Below are 19,932 nucleotides of genomic sequence, written 5' to 3' on the forward strand. Positions count from 1 at the left end.
CTGGTAGTAATCCGTACTGAACATATTATACATTATTTTCAGTATAGTTGAGCTTATTATTGACTAGAGTCATGCTCTCCCGGTGGTCTCTATGCTGAAATCGCTGCCTGCTCGCCCATTGTCCTGCTTTCTTGTAGCCGGCCTGCTGTTGGCAGGGGGCGTTGCGTTTTTGGCCCCCCGTTGGTTCCCGGCTCTGGCCAACGAACAGGCTGTTCCTGAGGCCGAACTGGCGCTTCGGCCCCTCTTGCCTCCGGGATCCCGGATCCTCAGCTCGCGGCGATTGAGCGACACAGAAGCGGAAATTTGGGTGGAGTCTCGGGGGGGAACCAGCCCTGTGATCATGCGGCTGAATGCTGCAGGGACTTGGGAACAGGATATGAGCGCCACCTTGGCCCGCGGAGCCAGCCAGATGCAAGCTCTCGCCCGGCAACAAACGGTGAACTTGCCTGCCGGCTTTGGCCAGACCGCCCCCGATCAACCCCCGCCGCCGGTGCCCTCCCTTCTGCAGGCTACCCAAGCTGCCTCTAGCCTGATCCCGCCAGTGGATCGAGAGCAGGAAACTCAGCGGGCCTTGAGTGGGGCTGGCCGTGTGGATCCCTTTGTGCCCCAGAACATTCGCGCTCCTGAACCGCAGATTGTCCTGCCGCCCCTGCCTCCACCTCCGGTTTTGCCCCCTCCTGGCAGCGGCAATGGCGCCCCTGTAGCCGTGGCTACCCCGATCCCAACGCCTACCCCTGACCCAGCTGCGTTTGCCCGCAGTGTACAGGTTTCCGGGATGATACAGATTGGCGGCGAGTCCTTTGCTCTGGTTTCTGGCCCAGGTGTCATTCCCGCTGTGGTGCAGGCCGGGCAAAACTACCAAACCGCCAAGGTGGCCGGAGTATCGGTGCCAGAGCGACGGGTTGTGCTCTCCGAAGGGGGAGAAACGGTCGTGAAGCAAATGGAAGACACCAGCGTGATTGTGGGTGCGCCCTAGCGTCAGCGGTAGCAAGACACCGGTGGTACAACAGGCTTATTTCCAGCAAAACGGTTAGCTGGGTTGATTCCCATTGAACGGGCTTAGAGCAGCCGTAGCTCTCAAGATCTGAGCTGGGAAGAGCGGAGTTGCCAGATCTCCAGATTTTGAGAAGATTTTGAGACCTGGGCAGCAAGGCCCAGAAAACATCAAAAGCGGGGTTCGCTGCTGAGGCGGGAGGGCTGCTGTTTTAGGTAGCGCAAAAACTCCCGCAGCTCGGCGTCGCTGAGTTGGTGGCGAGATTTCTTCTGAAAGCGACGTTCCAAAAACTCTTGTCCTTCCTTGCGGCCCCAGCCAATGCGCTGCATCTCCACATCCGTTTGGGCAATGATGTCCGATAGGTCATCCCCATAGGCCGCCGGCTCACTTAGACCGGGCAGCTCTGGGGAACTTGGCTTTGCAGGGATCCCTATCGACTCGGGGGCTGGAGAAGCAGGGGAAGACTGAGCGTGTCCGTTGGCCAACTCAGGAGTTGGCAGATAAGGCACCCTGGCGGCAGCAGAATCCATGCCCAAACTCAAAGAGGAAGTGGGGCGACCAAATCCTGCGTGGTGGAGGGCGCGCTTCAAGGCAGCATCTTCCGCCTCTTCGACGGTGTTCGAGCCAGCCATGCCACTGCCCAAAACCGTGTTGTTCACCACCACCTGGGCTCTGACAATGTAGATCCCTTCTTCCACCCGCAACAGATCGGTGAGCAAGCTGCCCATGGGGTACCGCTCTCGAAAGTCTTGGATCATGTTGGCGTCAGAACCTGTTGCTGCTGAAGCTCTGACTACAAGCTAGCCCGAAAGTTAACTTGGCATCCAGATCTCAATCCAATCCCACCCTCAATATCGACATTGAATTGATATAAAGCGAGAGATCTCAACAAGAGGGAGCTGTCCGAGCAGATAACATCCCGGCTGGTGAGGGTATGCTATGGCCAAGGAATCCAGTTATATTAAGCAAGCGTCAACCCACGTGGCTGGCTTGGAAAACCTGAATTATCAGCAGCTCAGCCTTGACTCTTAGCTCTATTGTCGGCGCCAAGACAGATGGGGGACTATGGCCAGCGATACCATCGGGGTCAGCTCAGCGAGTTTGGGACGGGCAGCCATTCGAGAGCGCAACTACGGCACTGCTTTGCAGTTGCTCCGGCGGGCTTATCGTGCGGATCCCAGCCCAGAGAATGCCCGTTGGCTGGCCACTGCCTATGAAGAAGCGGGGTACCTGCAATTGGCCGCTCTGTACCGAGAATTGGCCCAAGAGCGCAGGGAGACTCCCAAAGCGATTCAATTTCAAGCCCCCAAACCTCCCGGCATCCTTGAAGAGCTGAAACAGCCACCGCCTGAACCGCCGGATCGCAAGACCATTCCCTTGCCGCAGCCGATCCCACGCCCAACCCCGCCCGCATCTCCTCCGGATCAGCCAATTTGGGTTTACAAGCCCACCCCCATCGATCCCAAAAGCATCAGCCGCCAAGCGCCCCTTCGACCTCAAGCTGCAGAGCCTGCCCCTTCCCCTCAACCATCGGCGGAGAGGGACAACTATCTGCCGGTTCAGCACGCCCCGGATTTGAAAAACCCGCAGCAGGGATCCCCCTTTGTGCGGCGACTGAACCAACTGCATCGTCAGTTTAAGGATCAGCCCACAGCGGAACTGGCGCTACAACTGGCGGAAGCCTACGACGAGCAAAAGAACTTTAAAGAGGCCCAGCGCTACTACCGAGAGGTTTTGGATCTGGATGACTCTTGGCTGTTACGACCGATGGTGCAAGAGCGCCTAGAAGAGCTGCGGCAACTGCAGGAGCCAACAGCCGAACAGAATCCTTGGGCAGATCTCTCAGCCCAAAACTTGCTCAAGCTAGGAGAAAAGTTGGAACAGGAAGGGGAAGTGGCTCGTGCCGAGCAAGTTTACCGGCAGATCCTGAAAATGGATGTCACCCTGGATGTCCATGCTAAGGCTCGCAAGGGTCTAAACCGGCTCTATCCCGACGGAAAGCGGTGATTTGCAGGCCACTCCATTCCCCTCACTCGGCGCAATGGGGAAGCAGCTCACCCTTCCCGAGGATCGAGGGCGTCCCGCAAACCATCCCCCAGCAGGTTAAAGGATAGAGAGGTCAGCACCACCATCAAAGTGGGGGCCAGCACCAGCCAGGGCTGTAGGATGATCACCGAAGCGTTGGTGGCCAGCGAGAGCATGTTGCCCCAAGAGGCATCCGGCTGTTGGATCCCCAACCCGATGAGGCTCAGCACCGACTCTGCCGCAATGTAGCCGGGCACCGCCAAGGTTGCCGAGATCACCACATAAGTAGCTGTCTGGGGCAAAATATGCCGCACCAGCAGATACAGGGATCCCGCCCCGGCCACCCGCGCTGCCTGCACAAAGTCCCGCTCTCGCAAGGACAGCACCTGCCCGCGAATCACTCTGGCTAGGCCCGCCCAACCGACAAAAGAGAGGATCACCACAATCACCAAAAAGCGCTCGGCATTGCTGAAGGGCACCCCGGTCAGCGGATTTACCTGCAACACCGCTGCCAGCGACACCAGCAGATACAGCGTCGGAATCGACATCAACACCTCTGCCAAGCGCATCAGGAGCGTATCCACCCAGCCCCCAAAGTAGCCGGATATGGCTCCCACCAGCAGGCCAATGGGGAAAGAGATGCCAATGCCCACCAAGCCGATAAACAGGCTGACGCGCCCGCCATAGACCAAGCGACTGAAATAGTCCCGACCTTGATCATCGGTGCCCAGCAGGTGTAGCCGTGCCACAGAGGGCTCTTCGCCGATTGGGGATCCCACCTGTCCCTCTTCTGCAACAGGCCGCAGCGGGACGGTGCCGAACAGATGCCGATTGGAGGGGATCAACCCCAACCAACGGTAGGGAGTACCGGCCACAAACAAGCGGATCCCGGCTGGACGGCTGGTATCCACCAAGAGCGGGCGTTCTCCCGTTTCCAGATCCACTGGCCCCTGGCGGGTTGGATAAACGTGGGGCCCAATCCAAGCGCCCGATTCATCCCAAAAGTGAATGGCGGTGGGCGGCAGAAGGGATCCCCCCGGTTGAGATTCCAGTGGGCTGTAGGGGGCAACGAACTCGGCAAAAATGGCGCAGGCGTAGAAAACAAGAAGAATGTAGGCTCCTGCTTGGGCCCATCGATTGCGGCGAAGCCGTTTCCACCACTGCATGAGGCAAAGATTCCGGTCGAGTCCAGTTGAACCAACTGCCAACGCAAATTGGCTTTCAGTGTAGCTGATCGTGTCTCGTTCCAGTTGCAGAGAGGGCTGCAAGGTGTCACCGATTCATGCTGGCAGGACGAGTCCCTTCCCCAGTCCAAGACAAGCTCAGCCTGCCAAGGAATAGCTGGGGCTGTAGAGGGCCGTCATCTCCATCCGCACCGCAGCAATCGTCTGGGGCAGCACCCCCACCAGCCGTGCCAAAATGTCATCGGGCAATTGGCTAACCAAATCCGCAGAGAAAAATTCCTCTAAGCTAAAGAGCAAAACCCGCGCCCGCTGGGCCGGCAAAGGATTGTCGGTGATTTGCTGCAGCCAACGCATCCAGTGCAGCCGCTTGGCATAGGCATTTTGCCGCTCTTGGTGGTCTTGCGGATGCAGCAAAACCACATCCCCAATGGGGACAACGCCGCCGGACTCCACATCCAATGGCCCCCCAACAGCAGCACCCGGCCCGGCAAACTCGGCATGAAACGTCTTGCAGATGATCAGGGCGTTGTGCCGCTGGGGATCCACCATCAGCAATTGCCCACTGCTGAGGGTTCGAATCAGCTGGCCAGGCTCAACTCGCTGAACCAGACTACGGCTGGGGGGAAGCTCGCTCATAGATCTCAGGATATCCTAACCTTCCCTTGCCTTACATGGTATCTTTAACTTTCTCAGAGCTGCTTGACGCAATCTTCATACTGAGCCCTCTATCGAGACTTTGCATGAGACTTTGCATGGTGAGTATTGCCAGAGGGTCTTCTTCAGGCTGCCGCTGGGCTGAGGCTGATCTTGCCGGTAACATGGATTCTGGTGTCTCCAGCTTGGCAGCGGCCAATGCGACGGGCGTAGGGGTAGCCGGCACTGTGCAGCTCTTGCAAGAGGTCTGAGGTGTAGCCGGGATCCACCGCCACCAGCAAGCCCCCGCTGGTTTGGGGATCTGCCAGCAGCAGTTGCTGCCACTCGGGCAGGGATTCTGCCTGTACCCCCTCATAGCCCTGCCAATTGCGACGAGCCGCCCCTGGAAAGATCCCCGCCTCTGCCAGCGAGAGCGCTTCTGCCAAAAACGGAATGGAAGCCAGATCCAAACTGGCCCCCACCCCCGAGCCGCGACAGACTTCCAGCAAGTGTCCCACCAGGCCAAACCCTGTTACATCCGTCATGGCGTGAACTTGCGGTCGCCGAGCCAGTTGCGAGCCGATGCGATTCAGCTGGGTCATCACCTGCAAAACTTCCGCGTAGCCTGCCGCACTGAGCTGACCCTTTTTCAGAGCGGTGGTCATCACCCCGATCCCCAGCGGCTTGGTCAGGATCAGATCGTCCCCGGCTTGGGCCGTGGCATTGCGGCGAATGTGGTGTGGATGGGCCAAACCTGCTGCCACCAAGCCGAAGATGGGCTCCGGCGAATCGATGGAGTGCCCCCCTGCCAAAGGGATCCCGGCTTCTTGGCAAACCTGGATCCCTCCGGCCATGATCCCTTGGATGGCCTGCATCGGCAGGGTATTGACCGGCATGCCCAAAACTGCCAAAGCCAGAATGGGAGTGCCCCCCATCGCGTAGACATCGGAAAGGGCATTGGTCGCCGCGATCCGACCAAAATCCACCGGCTCATCCACAATCGGCATGAAGAAGTCGGTGGTCAAAATTAGGGCTTGGTGGTCGTTTAGTTGATAGACAGCCGCATCATCGCTGGTTTCAGCTCCCACCAACAAAGCCGGATTTGGGGATAGCAGGGGCACATCCCTGAGAATTTGTTGCAGCAGGGCCGGGGCAATTTTACAGCCGCAGCCACCGCCGTGGGAGTACTGGGTGAGGCGAATGGGAGCATCCATAGATTCAGGAAAAGGGAAAAAACATCAGCTGACTTTACTGTAGCGGCATCTGCAGGCAGTCGAGAAATGGACACGCTGAGTTAAGGTTAAAGGGATCCCACTATCCATAGCGTTGCCATGTCTTTTGTTCCTTTGCATCTCCACAGCGAATACAGCCTCTTGGATGGCGCCAGCCAATTGCCGCGTCTGATCGAGCAGGTGGTGGCTATGGGTTTGCCCGGGCTGGCCCTGACAGATCACGGTGTCATGTATGGGGCGTTAGAGCTGGTGAAACTGTGTAAAAGCAAAGGGATTACTCCAATCATCGGCAATGAAATGTATGTAATCAACGGCGATATCCGCGACAAAAGCCGCAAGTACCCCAAGTATCACCAGGTGGTTCTGGCCAAAAATACCCAGGGCTACAAAAACTTAGTGAAGCTAACCACCATTTCCCATCTACATGGCATTCAAGGGAAAGGGATTTTCTCTCGCCCCTGCATCAACAAAGAGTATTTGGTGCAATACAAAGAAGGGCTGATCGTCACCAGCGGCTGCTTGGCAGGAGAAGTGCCTCAAGCTATTTTGCAGCGGCGGCCAGAAATTGCCCGTGAAGTTGCCGCTTGGTACCAAGAGCAGTTTGGGGATGATTATTACATCGAGATTCAGGATCACGGTTATCAAGAAGATCGCTTTGTCAATGTGCAGTTGGTGCGCATTGCCCGCGAATTGGGGATCCCGATCATCCTCACCAACGATAGCCATTTTATTTCCTGCTGGGATGTAGAGGCCCACGATGCGCTGCTCTGCATTCAAACAGGCAAATCCCTTACTGAAAAAAATCGCCTTCGCTACACCGGAACCGAATACCTGAAAAGCCCAGAAGAGATGCGCCGTCTCTGCTGTGACCATTTGGAACAGGAGGTGATTGACGAGGCCATCGCCAACACCCTGAAGGTGCTGGAAAAGATCGAGGGCTATGACCTATTTGGGGAAATGCGCATGCCCGACTACCCGGTTCCACCGGACCATTCTGCCGATAGCTATCTCACAGAATTGGCCTGGCAGGGGCTGGCGAAGCGCTGCGGTGTTGCTCAGCCGGATCAGATCCCCCAAAACTACCAGGAGCGCCTGCGCTTTGAGCTGAACATCATCCAACAAAAGGGCTTCTCCAGCTATTTCCTGGTGGTCTGGGACTATGTTCGCTATGCCCGCGAGCACGGGATCCCGGTGGGGCCGGGGCGAGGCTCGGCAGCAGGATCCCTGGTGGCCTATGCCCTACAAATTACCAACATTGACCCGGTTAAATACGGCCTACTGTTTGAGCGATTTCTCAATCCAGAACGTCAATCGATGCCGGATATCGATACGGATTTTTGCATCGAGCGGCGGGGAGAGCTGATCGACTATGTGACCCGCAAATACGGCCAAGAGCGAGTCGCCCAGATCATCACCTTTAACCGCATGACCTCTAAAGCCATTCTCAAAGATGTCGGTCGAGTCTTAGACATTCCCTACTCAGAAGCCGACAAAATGGCGAAATTGATCCCGGTATCCCGAGGCAAGCCCGCAAAATTGGAAGAGATGATTGGCGAGGATACTCCCGCTCCAGAGTTCAAAGAAAAATACGAGAAAGACCCAACCACCCACCGCTGGATCGAGCTGGCACGTTTGTTGGAGGGCACCAACAAAACCTTCGGGGTTCACGCTGCCGGTGTGGTGATTGCTAAGGATCCCTTAGATGAGATCGTGCCTCTGCAGTACAACAATGAAGGCCAAATTATCACCCAGTACTCGATGGAAGATATAGAGTCTTTGGGCTTGCTGAAGATGGACTTTTTGGGTCTGCGCAACCTGACGATGATTCAGCGGGCAGTGGAACTGATCCGAGAACACAATGGCGTCAATATAGATCTGGATAACCTACCCCTAGACGACAAGAAAACCTACCAGCTTTTGGAAAAGGGAGAGCTGGAAGGGATCTTCCAACTGGAATCTTCTGGCATGAAGCAGGTGGTGCGGGAGCTCAAACCTTCCAACCTGGAAGATATTTCTTCAGTATTGGCCTTGTACCGGCCAGGCCCATTGGATACGGGAATGATCCCCGACTTTATCGATCGCAAGCACGGTCGCAAACCGGTAACCTATGCCCACGAACTCCTCAAGCCCATTCTTCAGGATACCTACGGAGCCATCCTCTACCAGGAACAGATCATGCGCATTGCCCAAGACATGGCCGGATACACCTTAGGCCAAGCCGATCTGCTGCGGCGAGCGATGGGGAAAAAGAAAGTCTCCGAGATGGAGAAACACCGCGAGCAATTTGTGCAGGGGGCAGCCAAGCGGGGTGTAAGCCAAGAAGTTGCCACAGAATTGTTTGATCAAATGGTTGCTTTTGCCGAGTATTGCTTCAATAAATCGCATTCTACTGCCTATGGGTTGATTACTTTTCAAACAGCTTACCTCAAGGCCAATTACCCAACGGAATATATGGCAGCCTTGCTCTCTTCTGTGGGGGGAGATCAGGACAAGGTACAGCGCTACATTACCTATTGCTTGTCAATTGGGATCCAAATTCAGCCGCCGGATATCAACCGTTCTGGAATGGACTTTACTCCCCAGGGATCCAGCATTTTGTTTGGTCTGGGGGCAGTGAAGAATGTAGGGGAGGGGGCCATTCAAAACATTTTGGCTGCCCGTCAAGCTGATGGCCCCTTCACCTCTCTGGCGGATTTTTGCCAGCGGGTGGATCTGCGCATTGTTAACCGTCGTGCCCTGGAGGCCCTGATTTGTGCGGGCGCTTTTGATTGTATTTCTGGAAATCGTAAACAACTAATTGCCGATTTGGATCCCATCCTCAGTTGGGCAGCGCAGCGAGCCAAGTCCAAAGCCATCGGCCAAGCCAGCTTGTTCGATCTACTGGGGAGCAATAGCAGCGCCGGCAATGGATTTGTGGAGGCTCCGCGTGGGCCGGCTACTGAAGATTTTCCACCCCAGGAAAAGTTGAGGCTAGAACGGGAGCTGCTGGGGTTTTATGTCTCGGATCATCCGCTGCGGCGCATTCAGGAGCAAGCGCGGCTGCTGGCCCCTGTAAACCTAGCTGACTTGGGCGGCTGCGCAGCCGATGCCTCTGTGGGCGTTCTCGCCCTGGTGACTGCTATTAAAAATGTCACAACCAAGAAAGGGGATCGCATGGCCATTTTGCAACTGGAAGATCTCACCGGCAGTTGTGAAGCAGTGATCTTCCCCAAAACCTATGAACGTTTGCGCGGTTGCCTGGAGGTGGATCAACGGCTATTGGTTTGGGCCAAAGTGGATCAGCGGGATGAACAGGTGCAACTGATTGTGGAAGATTTACAACCGATTGAATCTGTTAGTTGGGTAACGGTGGAGATCCCTCTCGACTCTGCTGGGACACTGGAGGATCGATACCGTTTACAGACGCTAATTGCTCGCCAACGCTCGGAAATTAAAGAAGAAAATCGCATTCCTGTCGTGGCTGCCATCACCGCCCATCCCCATACCCTTTGGGTGAGAATGGGATCCCAATTTTGGGTTAACAATGCCCAAGCCGCCGTTGAAGCCCTGCGTCAAGCCGGCTACACCGCCCGCAGCGAATCGCTGCTCTCTCCATAGGCATGGCAGAGAAAGCTCCGGCAGCAGCAGGAGAAATTCAACGGAGCTGTTTCTCAAGCCAAGCCCGCAACTGGCTCACCGTCAGCCGAGGGGAAGGACGTGGCAAAGGTCGCTCGGGATCCCCTGCCAGGGTGAGCACGGGAACTTCCAGTTGGTATTGCTCCCACCAACTCGGGTTGGAGGTGATGTCGCGGACTTCCAGATCACGGATTTCGGGGATCTGCCGCAACTTATCGGCCAAGCCTTCGCACAGGTGGCAGCCGGGCTTGCTGTAGAGAATCAGCGCAGGCCAAGGGGATGGCATAGCGGATCCCTAGCGGGTGACGCTACAGGCCAGCCGCCGGTGTTGTAGGGAAGGCATCTGCCGCCTGACCAACTGGAAACGCTCTGGGTTAATTTCAGCAATGGCCACCCCCGGTTTTTCGCCACCCGCATCCGCCAAGATAGTCCCCCAGGGGTCCACGATCATGGCATGGCCGTGACACTGTCGCCGCTCGTAGTGGGTGCCCACCTGGGCGGGGGCTATCACGTAACAGGTGTTCTCAATGGCCCGGCATTGCAGCAAAACCTGCCAGTGATCCCGACCCGTGTAGGCCGTGAAGGCGGCAGGGATGAGCAAAATCTGGGCTCCGCGATCCACCAGGGATCGGTACAGCTCTGGAAAGCGTACGTCGTAGCAGACCGACAAACCGAGGTTCCCCAGTTGCTCTTGCTCGCAGGTGACCACCTCATCTCCGCTGACCACCGTGTTCGACTCGCGGTAGGTATTGCCGTCGGGCAGATTGACATCGAACAGGTGGATTTTGCGATAGCGGGCCAGCTCTTTGCCGTCAGGGCTGTAGAGGGCAGCGGTATTGTAAACTTTGCCCTGCCCGTCCGGCACAGGATACCCTCCTCCCAAAATAAATACTTGGTAACGCTGGGCCATCTTGGCCAAAAACTCCTCCGCCCGCTCCGCAATCTCAGGAGCAAGGCGGGCTTTCTCGGCTTCCGGCCCCATGAAGGCAAAGTTTTCTGGTAGCGTCACCAGCTCGCATCCCTGGCGCACTGCAAAGTCGATCCACTCTTCCGCCTGCTGCAAGTTGCTGGCCAGATCGGGAATGCTGGTCATTTGAATGGCGGCTGCCAGATAAGAGCGCATAGACGGAAACTCCAAAGGATGCTAAAGGGGATCCGGCCGGCTAGCCGACCAGATGCCACCAGCCGAAGGCAGGCCCTACAAATCGGATCACCACCCAAATGATGGCCAGGAGAATGATGCCTGCCCAAGCGCCACGGGTTGTCCAATTGTAGATGGCGCGAGCTTGCCCTTTGGTGAGGGGAATATCCTTGAGGTTGGGAAACACCAGCTCTTGGTCGGGATCTTGGCTGATGCGGGTTTTACGGCGCTTCGCTTCGCCCATGGGGTGGCCTCCAAGTTCTTCGCTGGGGTGGCGACTTTTATCTTAAGGCCTTCTGCCTTGGTCACAAGACTGGGTTGACATCCATCTGCATCACAATCGCCTACTTGTGCCATCGGGCCACGCCAATCCATCCCTAGCCGGAAATCCACAAAGGGGATCCCTGGTGCTCTTGGGGACGATTGCCATCCTCTTCGGTAATGGCCACAGCCCGCACCCATTCTGTAGATTCAAACACCGGCGGTAGGCGCAGCTCCTGTTGGCGATTTCCTGTTTCATCCACCGGAAAAGCTGCCACGAGAACGGCCCCCGCCCTATCGGTGGTGAAGGGCGCCTCCGGTTCCAGCACCACCCACAGGGCATAGACCCGGCCTTCCGGCAAAGGCGGCAACCCTTGGGCCACCAATCGCCCTTGCAGGCGCTGGGGATCCACCTCAAGCTTGACCGAGCCGGCCAGGTTCTCCGCAGTCGGCTGCAATTCATAGGTCAACACCTCGCCAGGGATCCCTTGCGTCTGGGCTAGCTGCAGCCTGCGCCACAGGTAGAGGTTCCCCAGCCCCAAAGCGACGATCAAGCCTGCGGCCACTGCCCCCAAGCCCCGTTGCCAGAGACGGGATCCCTTGGCAATCCAGGCGGGGGTGCGCATCGGTTGGGCTGCCTGCTCCGCATGTGCCTGCAACAGAGAAGCCCGCAGGGCGGGGGGAGGTTGCTTTTCCTCCACGCCGTAGGCTGTCTCCAACGCCCGTTGCAAAGCCTGCAGTTCTCGGTGCAGCTCCGGGCGCAGCTTGAGCAATGCCTCCAGCCGGTCGGCCTCTTCCGGGGAGAGATCCCCCAGCACATAGCCTGCCAGCCACAGTTGCAGTTCTTCGGGAGACACAGATTCGGCTTTCATGAGGGGCCTCCCAACAACTCGCGCAGCCGCAGCAGAGCCCGCCGAGCTCTGGCTTTGACCGTTCCCAAAGGCAGATCCAGTTGCTTGGCAATTTCCGTTTGGCTCATGCCTTCGTAATAGGCCATCTTTAAGACTTGCCGTTGACTTTCGGACAACTCGGCCAAGGCCGTTTGCACCTCGGCCACCCGTTCCGCTTGGGCCAACTGCTCCAAGGTGGGATCCGCAGCAGGACTACCCTGCAATTCCACTCTGCCCTGTTCCAGGGAGCGCTGTCGATTCCGCCAAGAGCGCAGCCGATCCAAACAGCGAGAGCGAGCCAAGATGCTCAGGTAGGTGCGCAGGGATCCCCGTTTGGGATCAAAGGAGGAACGAGCCAAGTTCAAATAAAATATCCTGGGTGAGATCTTCGGCTTCGGCAGTACTGCCCAGCATTTTGCAGGCAATTCCGTACACCAAGCCGGCATGTCGGTCGTAGAGAATGGCCAGAGCTTGTGACCGGCCTGCTTTTAGGGCTGCAAACACCTCTGCATCGGTTTTTTCCTGCAGGGATTCCTCAGCTTTGTCACCCTCGATCTTCATGAGTGGGAAGAGGAAACGGGATGGAAAAGAGAAAGAAACTGCAGAGGCACAAGCATCGCCCAGAGTAATCCAAGCAGGGCAGCGGCTCTCATAATTTATCGTCTGCATAGGCGGAGGTCAACCCCGAGCTAAGGGGAGATAGAAGACCCAATCCTGAGCTGGGATCGGGCCGGGTCAAGGATCAACAGCAGCAACGATCTCAAAACGATTCCAACAATTGGTTCCAAATCAATGAATCCAAAACATTGATTAATGTTGATTAACCTTGATTTAGATAGGCAAATGGGAATCGGCTTTCCTAGAGGGCGGCCAAGCCAAAGAACGGCCCACCCGGCAGGGTGCCCAGGGATGTGGCCCGACCGGTGTTGAGGTCAATTCGATACAAGGTGGAGCCGCCGATGGCAAAGCCGGTATCCACCCCATCAGCAGTACGGATGTCAAACCCGCCCACAGGGCCGAAGTTCACCCCCAGGGGGCCAATGGGCACCTGAACCCCATCGTTGGGGGGATTCTGCAACACCAGCAGGTTCCGTTGCCCGTCGATGTTCAGCAGCCGCGTGGATTGGGCACCCGCCACATTGTTGGTGTAGGCGGCGGCGGTGATGGCCGGCTGGGATCCCTGTAGTTCCATTGGGCCAAAGGCCAAAGGTCTATCTTGGATCACTTCGCCCGTATCCACATTGATGCGGAAGTTCTGGCCATTGGCTCCCACCAAGCGCAGCCGATCCGGAACAGGGTTGAAGTCCATGCCAGAAAGCGTGCCCGCGGTGAAGGGAACCGACAGAGTGCTGGCCACGGTAGCGACACCGGTCTGCAAGTTGATGGTGTAAAGGATGCTGGTGTCGGTCAGCCCGTAAAGCAGCCGGTTGGCAGGACGCACATCGATACCAATAAGGCTGCCGTTCACTCCTGTTACCGTCAGGGATCCCTGCACAAAGGCATCGGCAGAGCGGATGAAAGTGAGGCGGTTGCCGCTGCTCAAAGCCACCAAATCCGCTTGGGAAGGCATCATCGAAGACGAAGTGCTGCTGCCACAGCCCAAGAGAGCAAAACTGCCGGCTATCACAGATGCTGCTACAAAGCTTGTGTGTTTGTGCATTGAACAGGCTCCTCAAAAGATCGACAAACCATCAAAACCACTGACAGACAAGCCCCCCTAAACCACAGAGCCTGTGGCTGCAAAGCGCTGCAGTGAAAACTTTTTTGCCCTCAACCCAGAGAACTCTGCGATTCCCTCTGCCTTGTACTGAAGGCAGTTGTTCTCCGCGATGGCAGCGCATGGGGCGCGTCTGTAGAAATTACTCAACTCCTGGAAACTCGGATGCGTGGGATCCAAGCTTTTTGGCCCAGACTTTAACTGGAAGCGCTGGTGTAAAAGCGCAGGGCAAAGCGCCAGAAGAGATGGGATCCCCACAACAGCCCTGCCGCCAGCAGAGCGGATCCCAGCAGCCACGGCCATTGGGCTCGCCCCAGCAGGGTCTCCGCCGGGATCGTTGTCAGGAAAGCCACCGGCACGACGAAGGTGAAAAACACGCGGTAGGCCACCGGATAGGCCACTATCGGAAATCGTCCTGCCTCTACTAGGCCCCGCAGCACCTCGGTGACGTTGTAGATTTTGACAAACCAAATGCTGGTGGCTCCCAACATAAACCAGAGGCTGTAGAGGATGATCAGCCCCAGCAGCAGAGGCAGCAGCCCCAGAGCATAGGCCCAAGCAGGCAAATGGAGCTGGATCCCGGCGTAGAGAATCAGCAACAGGCCAAAGCCGATATCCACCAGGCCCCAGGGGGAAAACACCCTGGCCGACAGCCAAAACTGGCTGCTTATTGGCTTTAGCAAAACAAAATCCAAGGTGCCTTCCTGCACCTGCTGCACAATGCGATTGAGGTTGACGTTAAAGAGACTGGCCGACACCCCCTGCAGAATGGTGAACACCCCCAACACGATGAGGGCTTCCGGCCAACTCCAACCGCCCAGCCGGTGCCCCTGCTGGTAAAACAACGACAGCCCAAACAGAGCGGATCCCAAGCCACCCAGACTGCTGAGGCTGGCAAAGAAAAAATTGGCACGGTACTCCATTTCTGCCGCGATTGAGGTGCTCCAAAACAGCCACAGTATCCGCAAATAGCGCAGCACCTTGGTTTTCTCCAATCTCAGCTTTTATCCCACTTGCGGTAACAGCGGGCGGTAATGAAATAGGGGTGAAACACCTCCAAAAAACAGCTTTGCAGCACCTGAAAGAATTGCTCTACCTTTTGCGGGTCGTCCAGGTGAAAAGGAAACTCGCCGTTAAACCCCTTGAAAAAGTACCAGTTGATCAAAAGCTTACCTGACGGCTTGAGCCAGTCGTAAAACTGCCGCAACTGCGCTGCCGGATCCGCCAGATGTTCCACCACATCGAAGCAGATGACCGTGTCAAAAAAGATCTCTTCTGGGAAGTTTTCTGGACAGTGGATGCGCTCGGTTAAGCCCAGCTTTTCCGCCCGCCGTTGCACAAACTGCCGATGGATGGGGTTGATATCCCAGAAGATCACCTGATCCACCGCTGCGCAGAGGGCCGCCCCGATAGCATGGGTGCCGATGCCGCCGCCAAAATCCAACACCAACCCGCGGGCATGATCCGCCACCAGGCGTAAGGTATCGCCGATGTAGTCGGTGCTGCTCAGGTGCCAAGCCGCCAAATCCAGCAGATAGGCGGATCTCACCTGATCCCGATAAAACGCATCTGCCCGATCCCAGCCAAAGTCTCGCCGGCCCAACTCCGCCAATTGCTGCTGCCCTGCCCGCAGTTTCTCCCGCAGATCGGCAGCCCCAAGGCCCAGGAAGGATCCCAGATGGGCTTCTAGGTCAAAGGCATTTTGCCAGTAGCCGCTCAGAGCAGGTGGGATGGGGGGCACAGGAGGATTCAGAAGACTGGTTGGGTTGGCTTAGGCAACAGTGAAATCCTCTTCCTCTGGCTGAGCCAGGTTTTCCGGGTTCGGCTCCGTGTCTTTATTAAAATCAAAGGTGGATGGGGATGTAGAGCTAGCAGCATCCAGAGGCTGCAATAACTTGGCTAGGGTTTCCGGGCTGAGTCGATCCGTTGTCTCCACAATTGCTGTTACGTTCGGCCCAAACCTTATCTTATCTAGGAGCTGAAGGCGATGGGACAAAACCCGTTTTCCGTTGACGAATAGGCCATTGGTGCTGGGCCTGGATCCCGGACTGCCATCGAATACCATGTAGCTGTACTGCAGGGATCCCTGTGCAGTTGGCCCTGAACCTGGGATGCGGATGAGGGAAGCGTGTTTCCGAGAGACGCAGGGATCGTAAAGGCGAATATGATTGTCTTTAGACCGTCCCACTGAGTAATAGATACTATCCAGAACAACCCCCCTCTGCCCCAATCGATCCCTGAAGATCAAGACCCAGTGAACAGGGACAGGCTGAGTACTGCAGCGAGCAGAAGAGGCCATGATGAATCAGGCTGCACCTAGAGTCGCTGGTGTCAACAAAAGGGAAACTCAATAAAGGTGGGTAGTCACTTAGCTCTTAAAGGCCAAAGCAGCAGCTGCTTTCCCCATTATAAGTAGCCATCCCCCTGAGTCCAAAAGCCCAAGTTCAGCTAGGAGTAGGGGTGTTGCCGAAACAGAAACCGGCCCAGAAAACCCATTCTTATTGGTCTAAGATGCATCCAGAGTTACCCCGTTTTGGGGAAGAACCCTGAGAGCTCAACTCTCGGCAGGCTGGCGAGCAGTCTAGCATGCCCAAAGTCTTTTAGACTAGAGCGCAGGGAGGTAGGTTGCAGGTTTGGCTTGGACAGGAGATCATAGAGTTTCGTCGAAACCCAAAGCTCCCATTGACAGCGTGACGGTGGAACACAAGCACATTCAGTTAGACAGTCGGCCCGTTGGCCTGAACACAGCCACCGGTACCATCAAAGCCCAGTTGGACTTGCTACTGCTGGGGTTGGAGTCCCTGAGCGGAGAAAGTTCCGAAGCGGTTCTGGCCGCAGCCAAAGCCCTCAACTTGGAAGAGCAGATTGGCGACCGGGTGACCCTCTGGCGACTGCGCAATGCTAACCCCTTGCGCCGCAGCAGCGGTGGGCGCAAAAAGGTCGATATCGAAGAGGCCCGCGCCCTGGTGATGGTGATTGCCTATCTGGCTGCTCAGCAACAAGCCCGTATCCGCAGCACCTTGGAGCAACTGGAAGCCGCTGTCGATCAAGAGCTCAGCCCCTTCCGTCAGCCGCTGGTGGGAGATTACTTGGATGAATTCCTCTCTCACTACCGCAGCCGCATGGTGGATGGGGACGTGCGCGATGAGAATAGCCTCACCGAGCTGGCCCTGCGCATCTTGATTGAGCTGATGTTCTACAGTAGCCCGAAAGGCGCTCAGCGCCTGTGGAAAGCCTTGCTCAGCCGTCCTGAGATGGATTTGCCCGCCGGCAGCGATCTGGAGGAAGAGGGGGTAGCCCACAGCTCCGGCCCCGATGCCTCACCCTCTTCTTGAGGCAGTTTTGTCAATTATCACCTCTGTTATCACCTCTGTAGCCCTCTACCCGTGTTGTTTGCCCGCAGTTGCCATGCCCAGCCTCACCCTGATTAGCCACACCTATCAACAACCCACTTCTACGCTGACTGTACGGGGAGAAGCCCCCGCCCATTCCAATTCTTCAGACTCCTCTGCAACGCCGCCGCTGCAAGCCATCCAGCGCAGCTTCGAGTGTCAGTTGGAAATCCGCCAGGGGGAAACGGTCAAAACCTTACACGGAGATAACCTTTGGCTCAACGATTTGATCACCGTAATCGACCGCTACGTGGGATCCCACTTGAGTGGGGAACCCAAGGGAACCTTCAGCGGTACCGTTGCCATCCGTCCGCTTGATTTTATTTTTCATCGCCTCACGGTGCGCCAAGGGGAAGATCGCATCGCGCAGGTGGATTTGTCGATGACGCAGTTGTACGACCTGCTGGAGAACCTCTCCCAGGTGGCCGACGATATTCCTCAACTGGCCAGTCTGGGAACTTCGGTGGCGCGGGCTTGGTATCGACAGCCCACTGGGATCGCGGCCCTGCTGGTGGGAGGGATCGCAGTTGTGGCCGGTGTTGGGATCTGGGCCAGTCGCCCCCCTAGGGATCCCACAGCTTCCCCTTCCCCGCAAGAGCAGCTCACCATCCCTGCCTTGACGGGTCAATCGCAGCCTTTGGCCACATCCCTCCAAGAATCTGACCCAACAGCGGGAAGAGAGGCAGCAGGGGCGGATCCCCTTTCCCGTCTGCGAGACATTTTGGCAGAGCAGTGGCAGTCTCCCCCCGATTGGCCAGAGAGCTTGGTCTACCGGGTAACGGTGGATAGGACGGGATCCCCCCTGGCTGCCGAGCCGGAGAATGAGCTTGCCCGAGAGCGCCGAGCCGAAACCCCATTTGCCGACCTGCCGGAGCTACCGCCGGATCCCTTGCCAACAGGCGCACAACAGTTCCGCGTCAGCCTAGAGCCGGGCAACCAGGTGGAAGTAACCCAGGACAGGTAGGCATCCCGACAGGCCAAGCTGGGGTGGGTCAGCACTATAGTCTACCTAGGGATGTTATCGATAGTCACTTCAGGTTAGGGTGAGACCCGTGGGCCACTGAGAACAGCTCTCTGGCCCCCTGCGTTCAACGTTTTAGGTGTTGGGTGCATTGTCCCAGTTTGAATCGAAATAACCCTACTTTCAGGGCCAGGGGATTAGAGGAAGCAATCTGACCCTGAAGAGTAAGCCAGAAAGAGAGAGGCCGCCGAGTTGGGAGAGCCAGGGCCACACTGGCGACGCCGCCAATGCCGAGGCGCAAAGGCTCTACTGATCGCATCTGAAGGGTTTAATCGGCTTCAGACAGCTAGGGCAATGAGGACAAGAGGATAAAGTGGAAGAGTTCCCTCTATATCGGATCGCTGCCACTCTATGACCGCAACCATCGAAGTGCCTAAGCGAGGCTTACCTGTCACCATCATCACAGGTTTTTTGGGCAGTGGGAAAACCACCCTTCTCAACCACATCCTCAACAACCAGAAAGGGATGCGCACAGCGGTGCTGGTCAACGAGTTCGGCGAGATCAGCATCGATGCGGAACTGATCGTCTCCAGCGAAGAAGACTTGGTGGAGTTGAACAACGGCTGCATTTGCTGCACCATCCGAGATGACATCGCCGAGAGTGTTTTGCGGCTGATGGAACGCTCTGACCACATCGACTACTTGGTGGTGGAGACCACGGGATTGGCCGATCCCTTGCCGGTGGCCCTCACCTTTTTGGGGCCAGAATTGCGAGATCTGACGCGGCTAGACTCGATTATCACCCTGGTAGATGCCACCAACTTTGCCCCCGATCTGTTCAACAGCAACGTGGCCTACAGCCAAATTGCCTATGGGGATGTGATTCTCCTCAACAAAATCGATTTGGTCGAGGAAGCCGAGATCGAGCGTCTGGAAAAACGCATCCGCGAGATCAAAGAAGATGCCCGCATTTTGCGCACCGTCAACAGCGCAGTTCCCCTGGAGCTAATCTTGGATACCGATTTGTTTCAGGCCAGTTCCTTGCCCCGAGAAGAGGCCCACGTTCACGACAGTCACGACCACCATGACCATGAGCATGATCATGACCACTGCGAGCACCCTGACCATCACCACTCCCATCCCAGCCACATCGAGGCTGACGGCTTTAACTCCCTAGCCTTTGAGAGCGATCAGCCCTTCTCTTTGGATGCTTTCCAAAATTTTCTCAACGAGTTGCCCGATGCAGTCTTTCGTGCCAAAGGGGTGTTGTGGTTCGAGGAAAGCCCAGAGCGACATATCTTTCACCTCAGCGGTCGGCGCTATACCCTCAGCAGCGATGAGTGGCCTCGCCAGCCCAAAAACCAGTTGGTGCTCATCGGTCAGCGGCTCGATACAGCCCGGTTGCGGGAAAAACTCCAGGCCTGTATTGCCCGTCCGGCCACGCGGGGTCGAGGGTTTGGTCGCTGAATCAGGGATTGGCGGCAGTCCAGGCTCAAAACAGTCGGGCAATGTTCCAGCAGCCTCGATCATGAAGCCCTGAGGTGATGGCCCACTCTCCATGTCCGACATCTTTGTGATGATCCGCAATCAGGCCAACAACGCGCTCACCTCTATCGATGGGATCCCTTTTCTCAGTTTCCTGGAGCGAGAGGGGCAGTTGATTGCAGAAGAAACCATTGAGTTGATCTATGCAGATGCTGGATTTGATGACCTGCCAATTGGAGAATACACTGTGGGGGTACGGCATGAACGGGTGGAACCCCCGAAAGCCACCTGCCCGGTCAGTATTGCCTCTGAGGACGAGGTTGTTTTGGTAACATTTGTTTACCTTGAGCCCGAGCGGGTTCTGCTGACTATTCACGTCTCTGTGGAGAAGAGGTTGTAGCC

At 56.7% G+C, this 19,932-nt stretch carries 21 protein-coding genes; 7 read left to right on the plus strand and 14 right to left on the minus strand.

Translation table 11 applies throughout. The features are described from left to right. Nucleotides 1–91: 91 nt before the first annotated feature. Nucleotides 92–976: a hypothetical protein gene (locus NW828_RS04440; RefSeq protein ID WP_414381889.1), complete on the plus strand. Its 885-nt coding sequence runs from the start codon at nucleotides 92–94 to the stop codon at nucleotides 974–976. Nucleotides 977–1,164: 188 nt separating this feature from the next. Here NW828_RS04440 and NW828_RS04445 read toward each other — a convergent pair whose 3' ends face one another. Then, nucleotides 1,165–1,752 carry a hypothetical protein gene (locus NW828_RS04445; RefSeq protein WP_414329849.1) on the minus strand — a complete coding sequence of 196 codons (588 nt, stop codon included), beginning with the start codon at nucleotides 1,750–1,752 and terminating at the stop codon, nucleotides 1,165–1,167. A gap of 307 nt (nucleotides 1,753–2,059) precedes the next feature. Here NW828_RS04445 and NW828_RS04450 point away from each other — a divergent pair, with 307 nt between their 5' ends. Next, complete coding sequence (locus NW828_RS04450; RefSeq protein ID WP_414381892.1) at nucleotides 2,060–3,001, plus strand: hypothetical protein; 942 nt, start codon at nucleotides 2,060–2,062, stop codon at nucleotides 2,999–3,001. A gap of 47 nt (nucleotides 3,002–3,048) precedes the next feature. On the opposite strand, the gene NW828_RS04455 is transcribed toward NW828_RS04450, so the two are convergent. The 3 genes from NW828_RS04455 to selD all read right to left on the minus strand — a co-directional run bounded on the left by NW828_RS04455 (nucleotide 3,049) and on the right by selD (nucleotide 6,050). Continuing rightward, a complete protein-coding gene (locus tag NW828_RS04455; protein WP_414381895.1) occupies nucleotides 3,049–4,185 on the minus strand; it encodes an ABC transporter permease in 1,137 nt (378 codons plus the stop codon). 156 nt (nucleotides 4,186–4,341) lie between these two features. Further along, nucleotides 4,342–4,839 (minus strand): hypothetical protein, encoded by a 498-nt coding sequence (locus tag NW828_RS04460; RefSeq protein WP_414381897.1) that lies wholly within the window; start codon nucleotides 4,837–4,839, stop codon nucleotides 4,342–4,344. Nucleotides 4,840–4,982: 143 nt separating this feature from the next. Further along, nucleotides 4,983–6,050 (minus strand): selenide, water dikinase SelD, encoded by a 1,068-nt coding sequence (gene selD / locus NW828_RS04465; RefSeq protein WP_414329229.1) that lies wholly within the window; start codon nucleotides 6,048–6,050, stop codon nucleotides 4,983–4,985. A gap of 117 nt (nucleotides 6,051–6,167) precedes the next feature. Between selD and NW828_RS04470 the strand changes: the two genes are divergently transcribed. Then, nucleotides 6,168–9,665, plus strand: a complete 3,498-nt coding sequence (locus NW828_RS04470; protein WP_414381899.1) for a DNA polymerase III subunit alpha — start codon at nucleotides 6,168–6,170, stop codon at nucleotides 9,663–9,665. A 37-nt stretch (nucleotides 9,666–9,702) separates the two neighbouring features. On the opposite strand, the gene NW828_RS04475 is transcribed toward NW828_RS04470, so the two are convergent. The 10 genes from NW828_RS04475 to NW828_RS04520 all read right to left on the minus strand — a co-directional run bounded on the left by NW828_RS04475 (nucleotide 9,703) and on the right by NW828_RS04520 (nucleotide 15,991). Beyond that, complete coding sequence (locus tag NW828_RS04475) at nucleotides 9,703–9,969, minus strand: glutaredoxin family protein (protein ID WP_414381901.1); 267 nt, start codon at nucleotides 9,967–9,969, stop codon at nucleotides 9,703–9,705. 9 nt (nucleotides 9,970–9,978) lie between these two features. Next, nucleotides 9,979–10,806, minus strand: a complete 828-nt coding sequence (locus tag NW828_RS04480; RefSeq protein ID WP_414329233.1) for a carbon-nitrogen hydrolase family protein — start codon at nucleotides 10,804–10,806, stop codon at nucleotides 9,979–9,981. Nucleotides 10,807–10,846: 40 nt separating this feature from the next. Next, on the minus strand, nucleotides 10,847–11,068 hold the full coding sequence (locus NW828_RS04485) for a DUF2839 domain-containing protein (protein WP_414329235.1): 222 nt from the start codon (nucleotides 11,066–11,068) through the stop codon (nucleotides 10,847–10,849). A gap of 133 nt (nucleotides 11,069–11,201) precedes the next feature. Beyond that, complete coding sequence (locus NW828_RS04490) at nucleotides 11,202–11,957, minus strand: anti-sigma factor domain-containing protein (protein ID WP_414381903.1); 756 nt, start codon at nucleotides 11,955–11,957, stop codon at nucleotides 11,202–11,204. Then, complete coding sequence (locus tag NW828_RS04495; protein WP_414381906.1) at nucleotides 11,954–12,340, minus strand: sigma-70 family RNA polymerase sigma factor; 387 nt, start codon at nucleotides 12,338–12,340, stop codon at nucleotides 11,954–11,956. The genes NW828_RS04490 and NW828_RS04495 overlap by 4 nt, the downstream gene beginning before the upstream one ends. After that, entirely contained in the window at nucleotides 12,315–12,536 is a 222-nt protein-coding gene (locus NW828_RS04500; protein WP_414381909.1) for a sigma factor, read from the minus strand. Before NW828_RS04500 ends, NW828_RS04495 begins: the two co-directional genes overlap by 26 nt. A 298-nt stretch (nucleotides 12,537–12,834) precedes the next feature. Then, nucleotides 12,835–13,548 (minus strand): DUF4394 domain-containing protein, encoded by a 714-nt coding sequence (locus NW828_RS04505; protein ID WP_414381912.1) that lies wholly within the window; start codon nucleotides 13,546–13,548, stop codon nucleotides 12,835–12,837. A 341-nt stretch (nucleotides 13,549–13,889) separates the two neighbouring features. Then, a complete protein-coding gene (locus tag NW828_RS04510) occupies nucleotides 13,890–14,672 on the minus strand; it encodes an ABC transporter permease (protein WP_414349888.1) in 783 nt (260 codons plus the stop codon). A 17-nt stretch (nucleotides 14,673–14,689) separates the two neighbouring features. Next, a complete protein-coding gene (locus NW828_RS04515; RefSeq protein WP_414381914.1) occupies nucleotides 14,690–15,433 on the minus strand; it encodes a class I SAM-dependent methyltransferase in 744 nt (247 codons plus the stop codon). A gap of 30 nt (nucleotides 15,434–15,463) precedes the next feature. Beyond that, nucleotides 15,464–15,991, minus strand: a complete 528-nt coding sequence (locus NW828_RS04520) for an FHA domain-containing protein (protein WP_011432802.1) — start codon at nucleotides 15,989–15,991, stop codon at nucleotides 15,464–15,466. 391 nt (nucleotides 15,992–16,382) lie between these two features. Here NW828_RS04520 and NW828_RS04525 point away from each other — a divergent pair, with 391 nt between their 5' ends. The 4 genes from NW828_RS04525 (at nucleotide 16,383) to NW828_RS04540 (ending at nucleotide 19,930) form a co-directional block, all read left to right on the plus strand. After that, nucleotides 16,383–17,027, plus strand: a complete 645-nt coding sequence (locus NW828_RS04525) for a DUF3038 domain-containing protein (RefSeq protein ID WP_011432801.1) — start codon at nucleotides 16,383–16,385, stop codon at nucleotides 17,025–17,027. A 73-nt stretch (nucleotides 17,028–17,100) separates the two neighbouring features. Next, entirely contained in the window at nucleotides 17,101–18,048 is a 948-nt protein-coding gene (locus NW828_RS04530) for a DUF4335 domain-containing protein (protein ID WP_414381917.1), read from the plus strand. A 408-nt stretch (nucleotides 18,049–18,456) separates the two neighbouring features. Continuing rightward, the gene (locus NW828_RS04535; protein WP_414381920.1) at nucleotides 18,457–19,512 is read left to right on the plus strand and encodes a CobW family GTP-binding protein; all 1,056 of its coding nucleotides are present in this window, start codon (nucleotides 18,457–18,459) and stop codon (nucleotides 19,510–19,512) included. A 91-nt stretch (nucleotides 19,513–19,603) separates the two neighbouring features. Next, nucleotides 19,604–19,930, plus strand: a complete 327-nt coding sequence (locus tag NW828_RS04540; RefSeq protein WP_238376924.1) for a hypothetical protein — start codon at nucleotides 19,604–19,606, stop codon at nucleotides 19,928–19,930. Nucleotides 19,931–19,932: the final 2 nt, after the last annotated feature.

Origin of the sequence: Synechococcus sp. W55.2, assembly GCF_047461635.1 — a bacterium.
Lineage (GTDB): Bacteria > Cyanobacteriota > Cyanobacteriia > Thermostichales > Thermostichaceae > Thermostichus.

Coding starts and splice junctions, on each gene's coding strand:
- NW828_RS04440 (WP_414381889.1), top strand. CDS start 92: ATGCTGAAATCGCTGCCTGCTCGCCCATTGTCCTGCTTTCTTGTAGCC.
- NW828_RS04445 (WP_414329849.1), bottom strand. CDS start 1,752: ATGATCCAAGACTTTCGAGAGCGGTACCCCATGGGCAGCTTGCTCACC.
- NW828_RS04450 (WP_414381892.1), top strand. CDS start 2,060: ATGGCCAGCGATACCATCGGGGTCAGCTCAGCGAGTTTGGGACGGGCA.
- NW828_RS04455 (WP_414381895.1), bottom strand. CDS start 4,185: ATGCAGTGGTGGAAACGGCTTCGCCGCAATCGATGGGCCCAAGCAGGA.
- NW828_RS04460 (WP_414381897.1), bottom strand. CDS start 4,839: ATGAGCGAGCTTCCCCCCAGCCGTAGTCTGGTTCAGCGAGTTGAGCCT.
- selD (WP_414329229.1), bottom strand. CDS start 6,050: ATGGATGCTCCCATTCGCCTCACCCAGTACTCCCACGGCGGTGGCTGC.
- NW828_RS04470 (WP_414381899.1), top strand. CDS start 6,168: ATGTCTTTTGTTCCTTTGCATCTCCACAGCGAATACAGCCTCTTGGAT.
- NW828_RS04475 (WP_414381901.1), bottom strand. CDS start 9,969: ATGCCATCCCCTTGGCCTGCGCTGATTCTCTACAGCAAGCCCGGCTGC.
- NW828_RS04480 (WP_414329233.1), bottom strand. CDS start 10,806: ATGCGCTCTTATCTGGCAGCCGCCATTCAAATGACCAGCATTCCCGAT.
- NW828_RS04485 (WP_414329235.1), bottom strand. CDS start 11,068: ATGGGCGAAGCGAAGCGCCGTAAAACCCGCATCAGCCAAGATCCCGAC.
- NW828_RS04490 (WP_414381903.1), bottom strand. CDS start 11,957: ATGAAAGCCGAATCTGTGTCTCCCGAAGAACTGCAACTGTGGCTGGCA.
- NW828_RS04500 (WP_414381909.1), bottom strand. CDS start 12,536: ATGAAGATCGAGGGTGACAAAGCTGAGGAATCCCTGCAGGAAAAAACC.
- NW828_RS04505 (WP_414381912.1), bottom strand. CDS start 13,548: ATGATGCCTTCCCAAGCGGATTTGGTGGCTTTGAGCAGCGGCAACCGC.
- NW828_RS04520 (WP_011432802.1), bottom strand. CDS start 15,991: ATGGCCTCTTCTGCTCGCTGCAGTACTCAGCCTGTCCCTGTTCACTGG.
- NW828_RS04530 (WP_414381917.1), top strand. CDS start 17,101: ATGCCCAGCCTCACCCTGATTAGCCACACCTATCAACAACCCACTTCT.
- NW828_RS04535 (WP_414381920.1), top strand. CDS start 18,457: ATGACCGCAACCATCGAAGTGCCTAAGCGAGGCTTACCTGTCACCATC.
- NW828_RS04540 (WP_238376924.1), top strand. CDS start 19,604: ATGTCCGACATCTTTGTGATGATCCGCAATCAGGCCAACAACGCGCTC.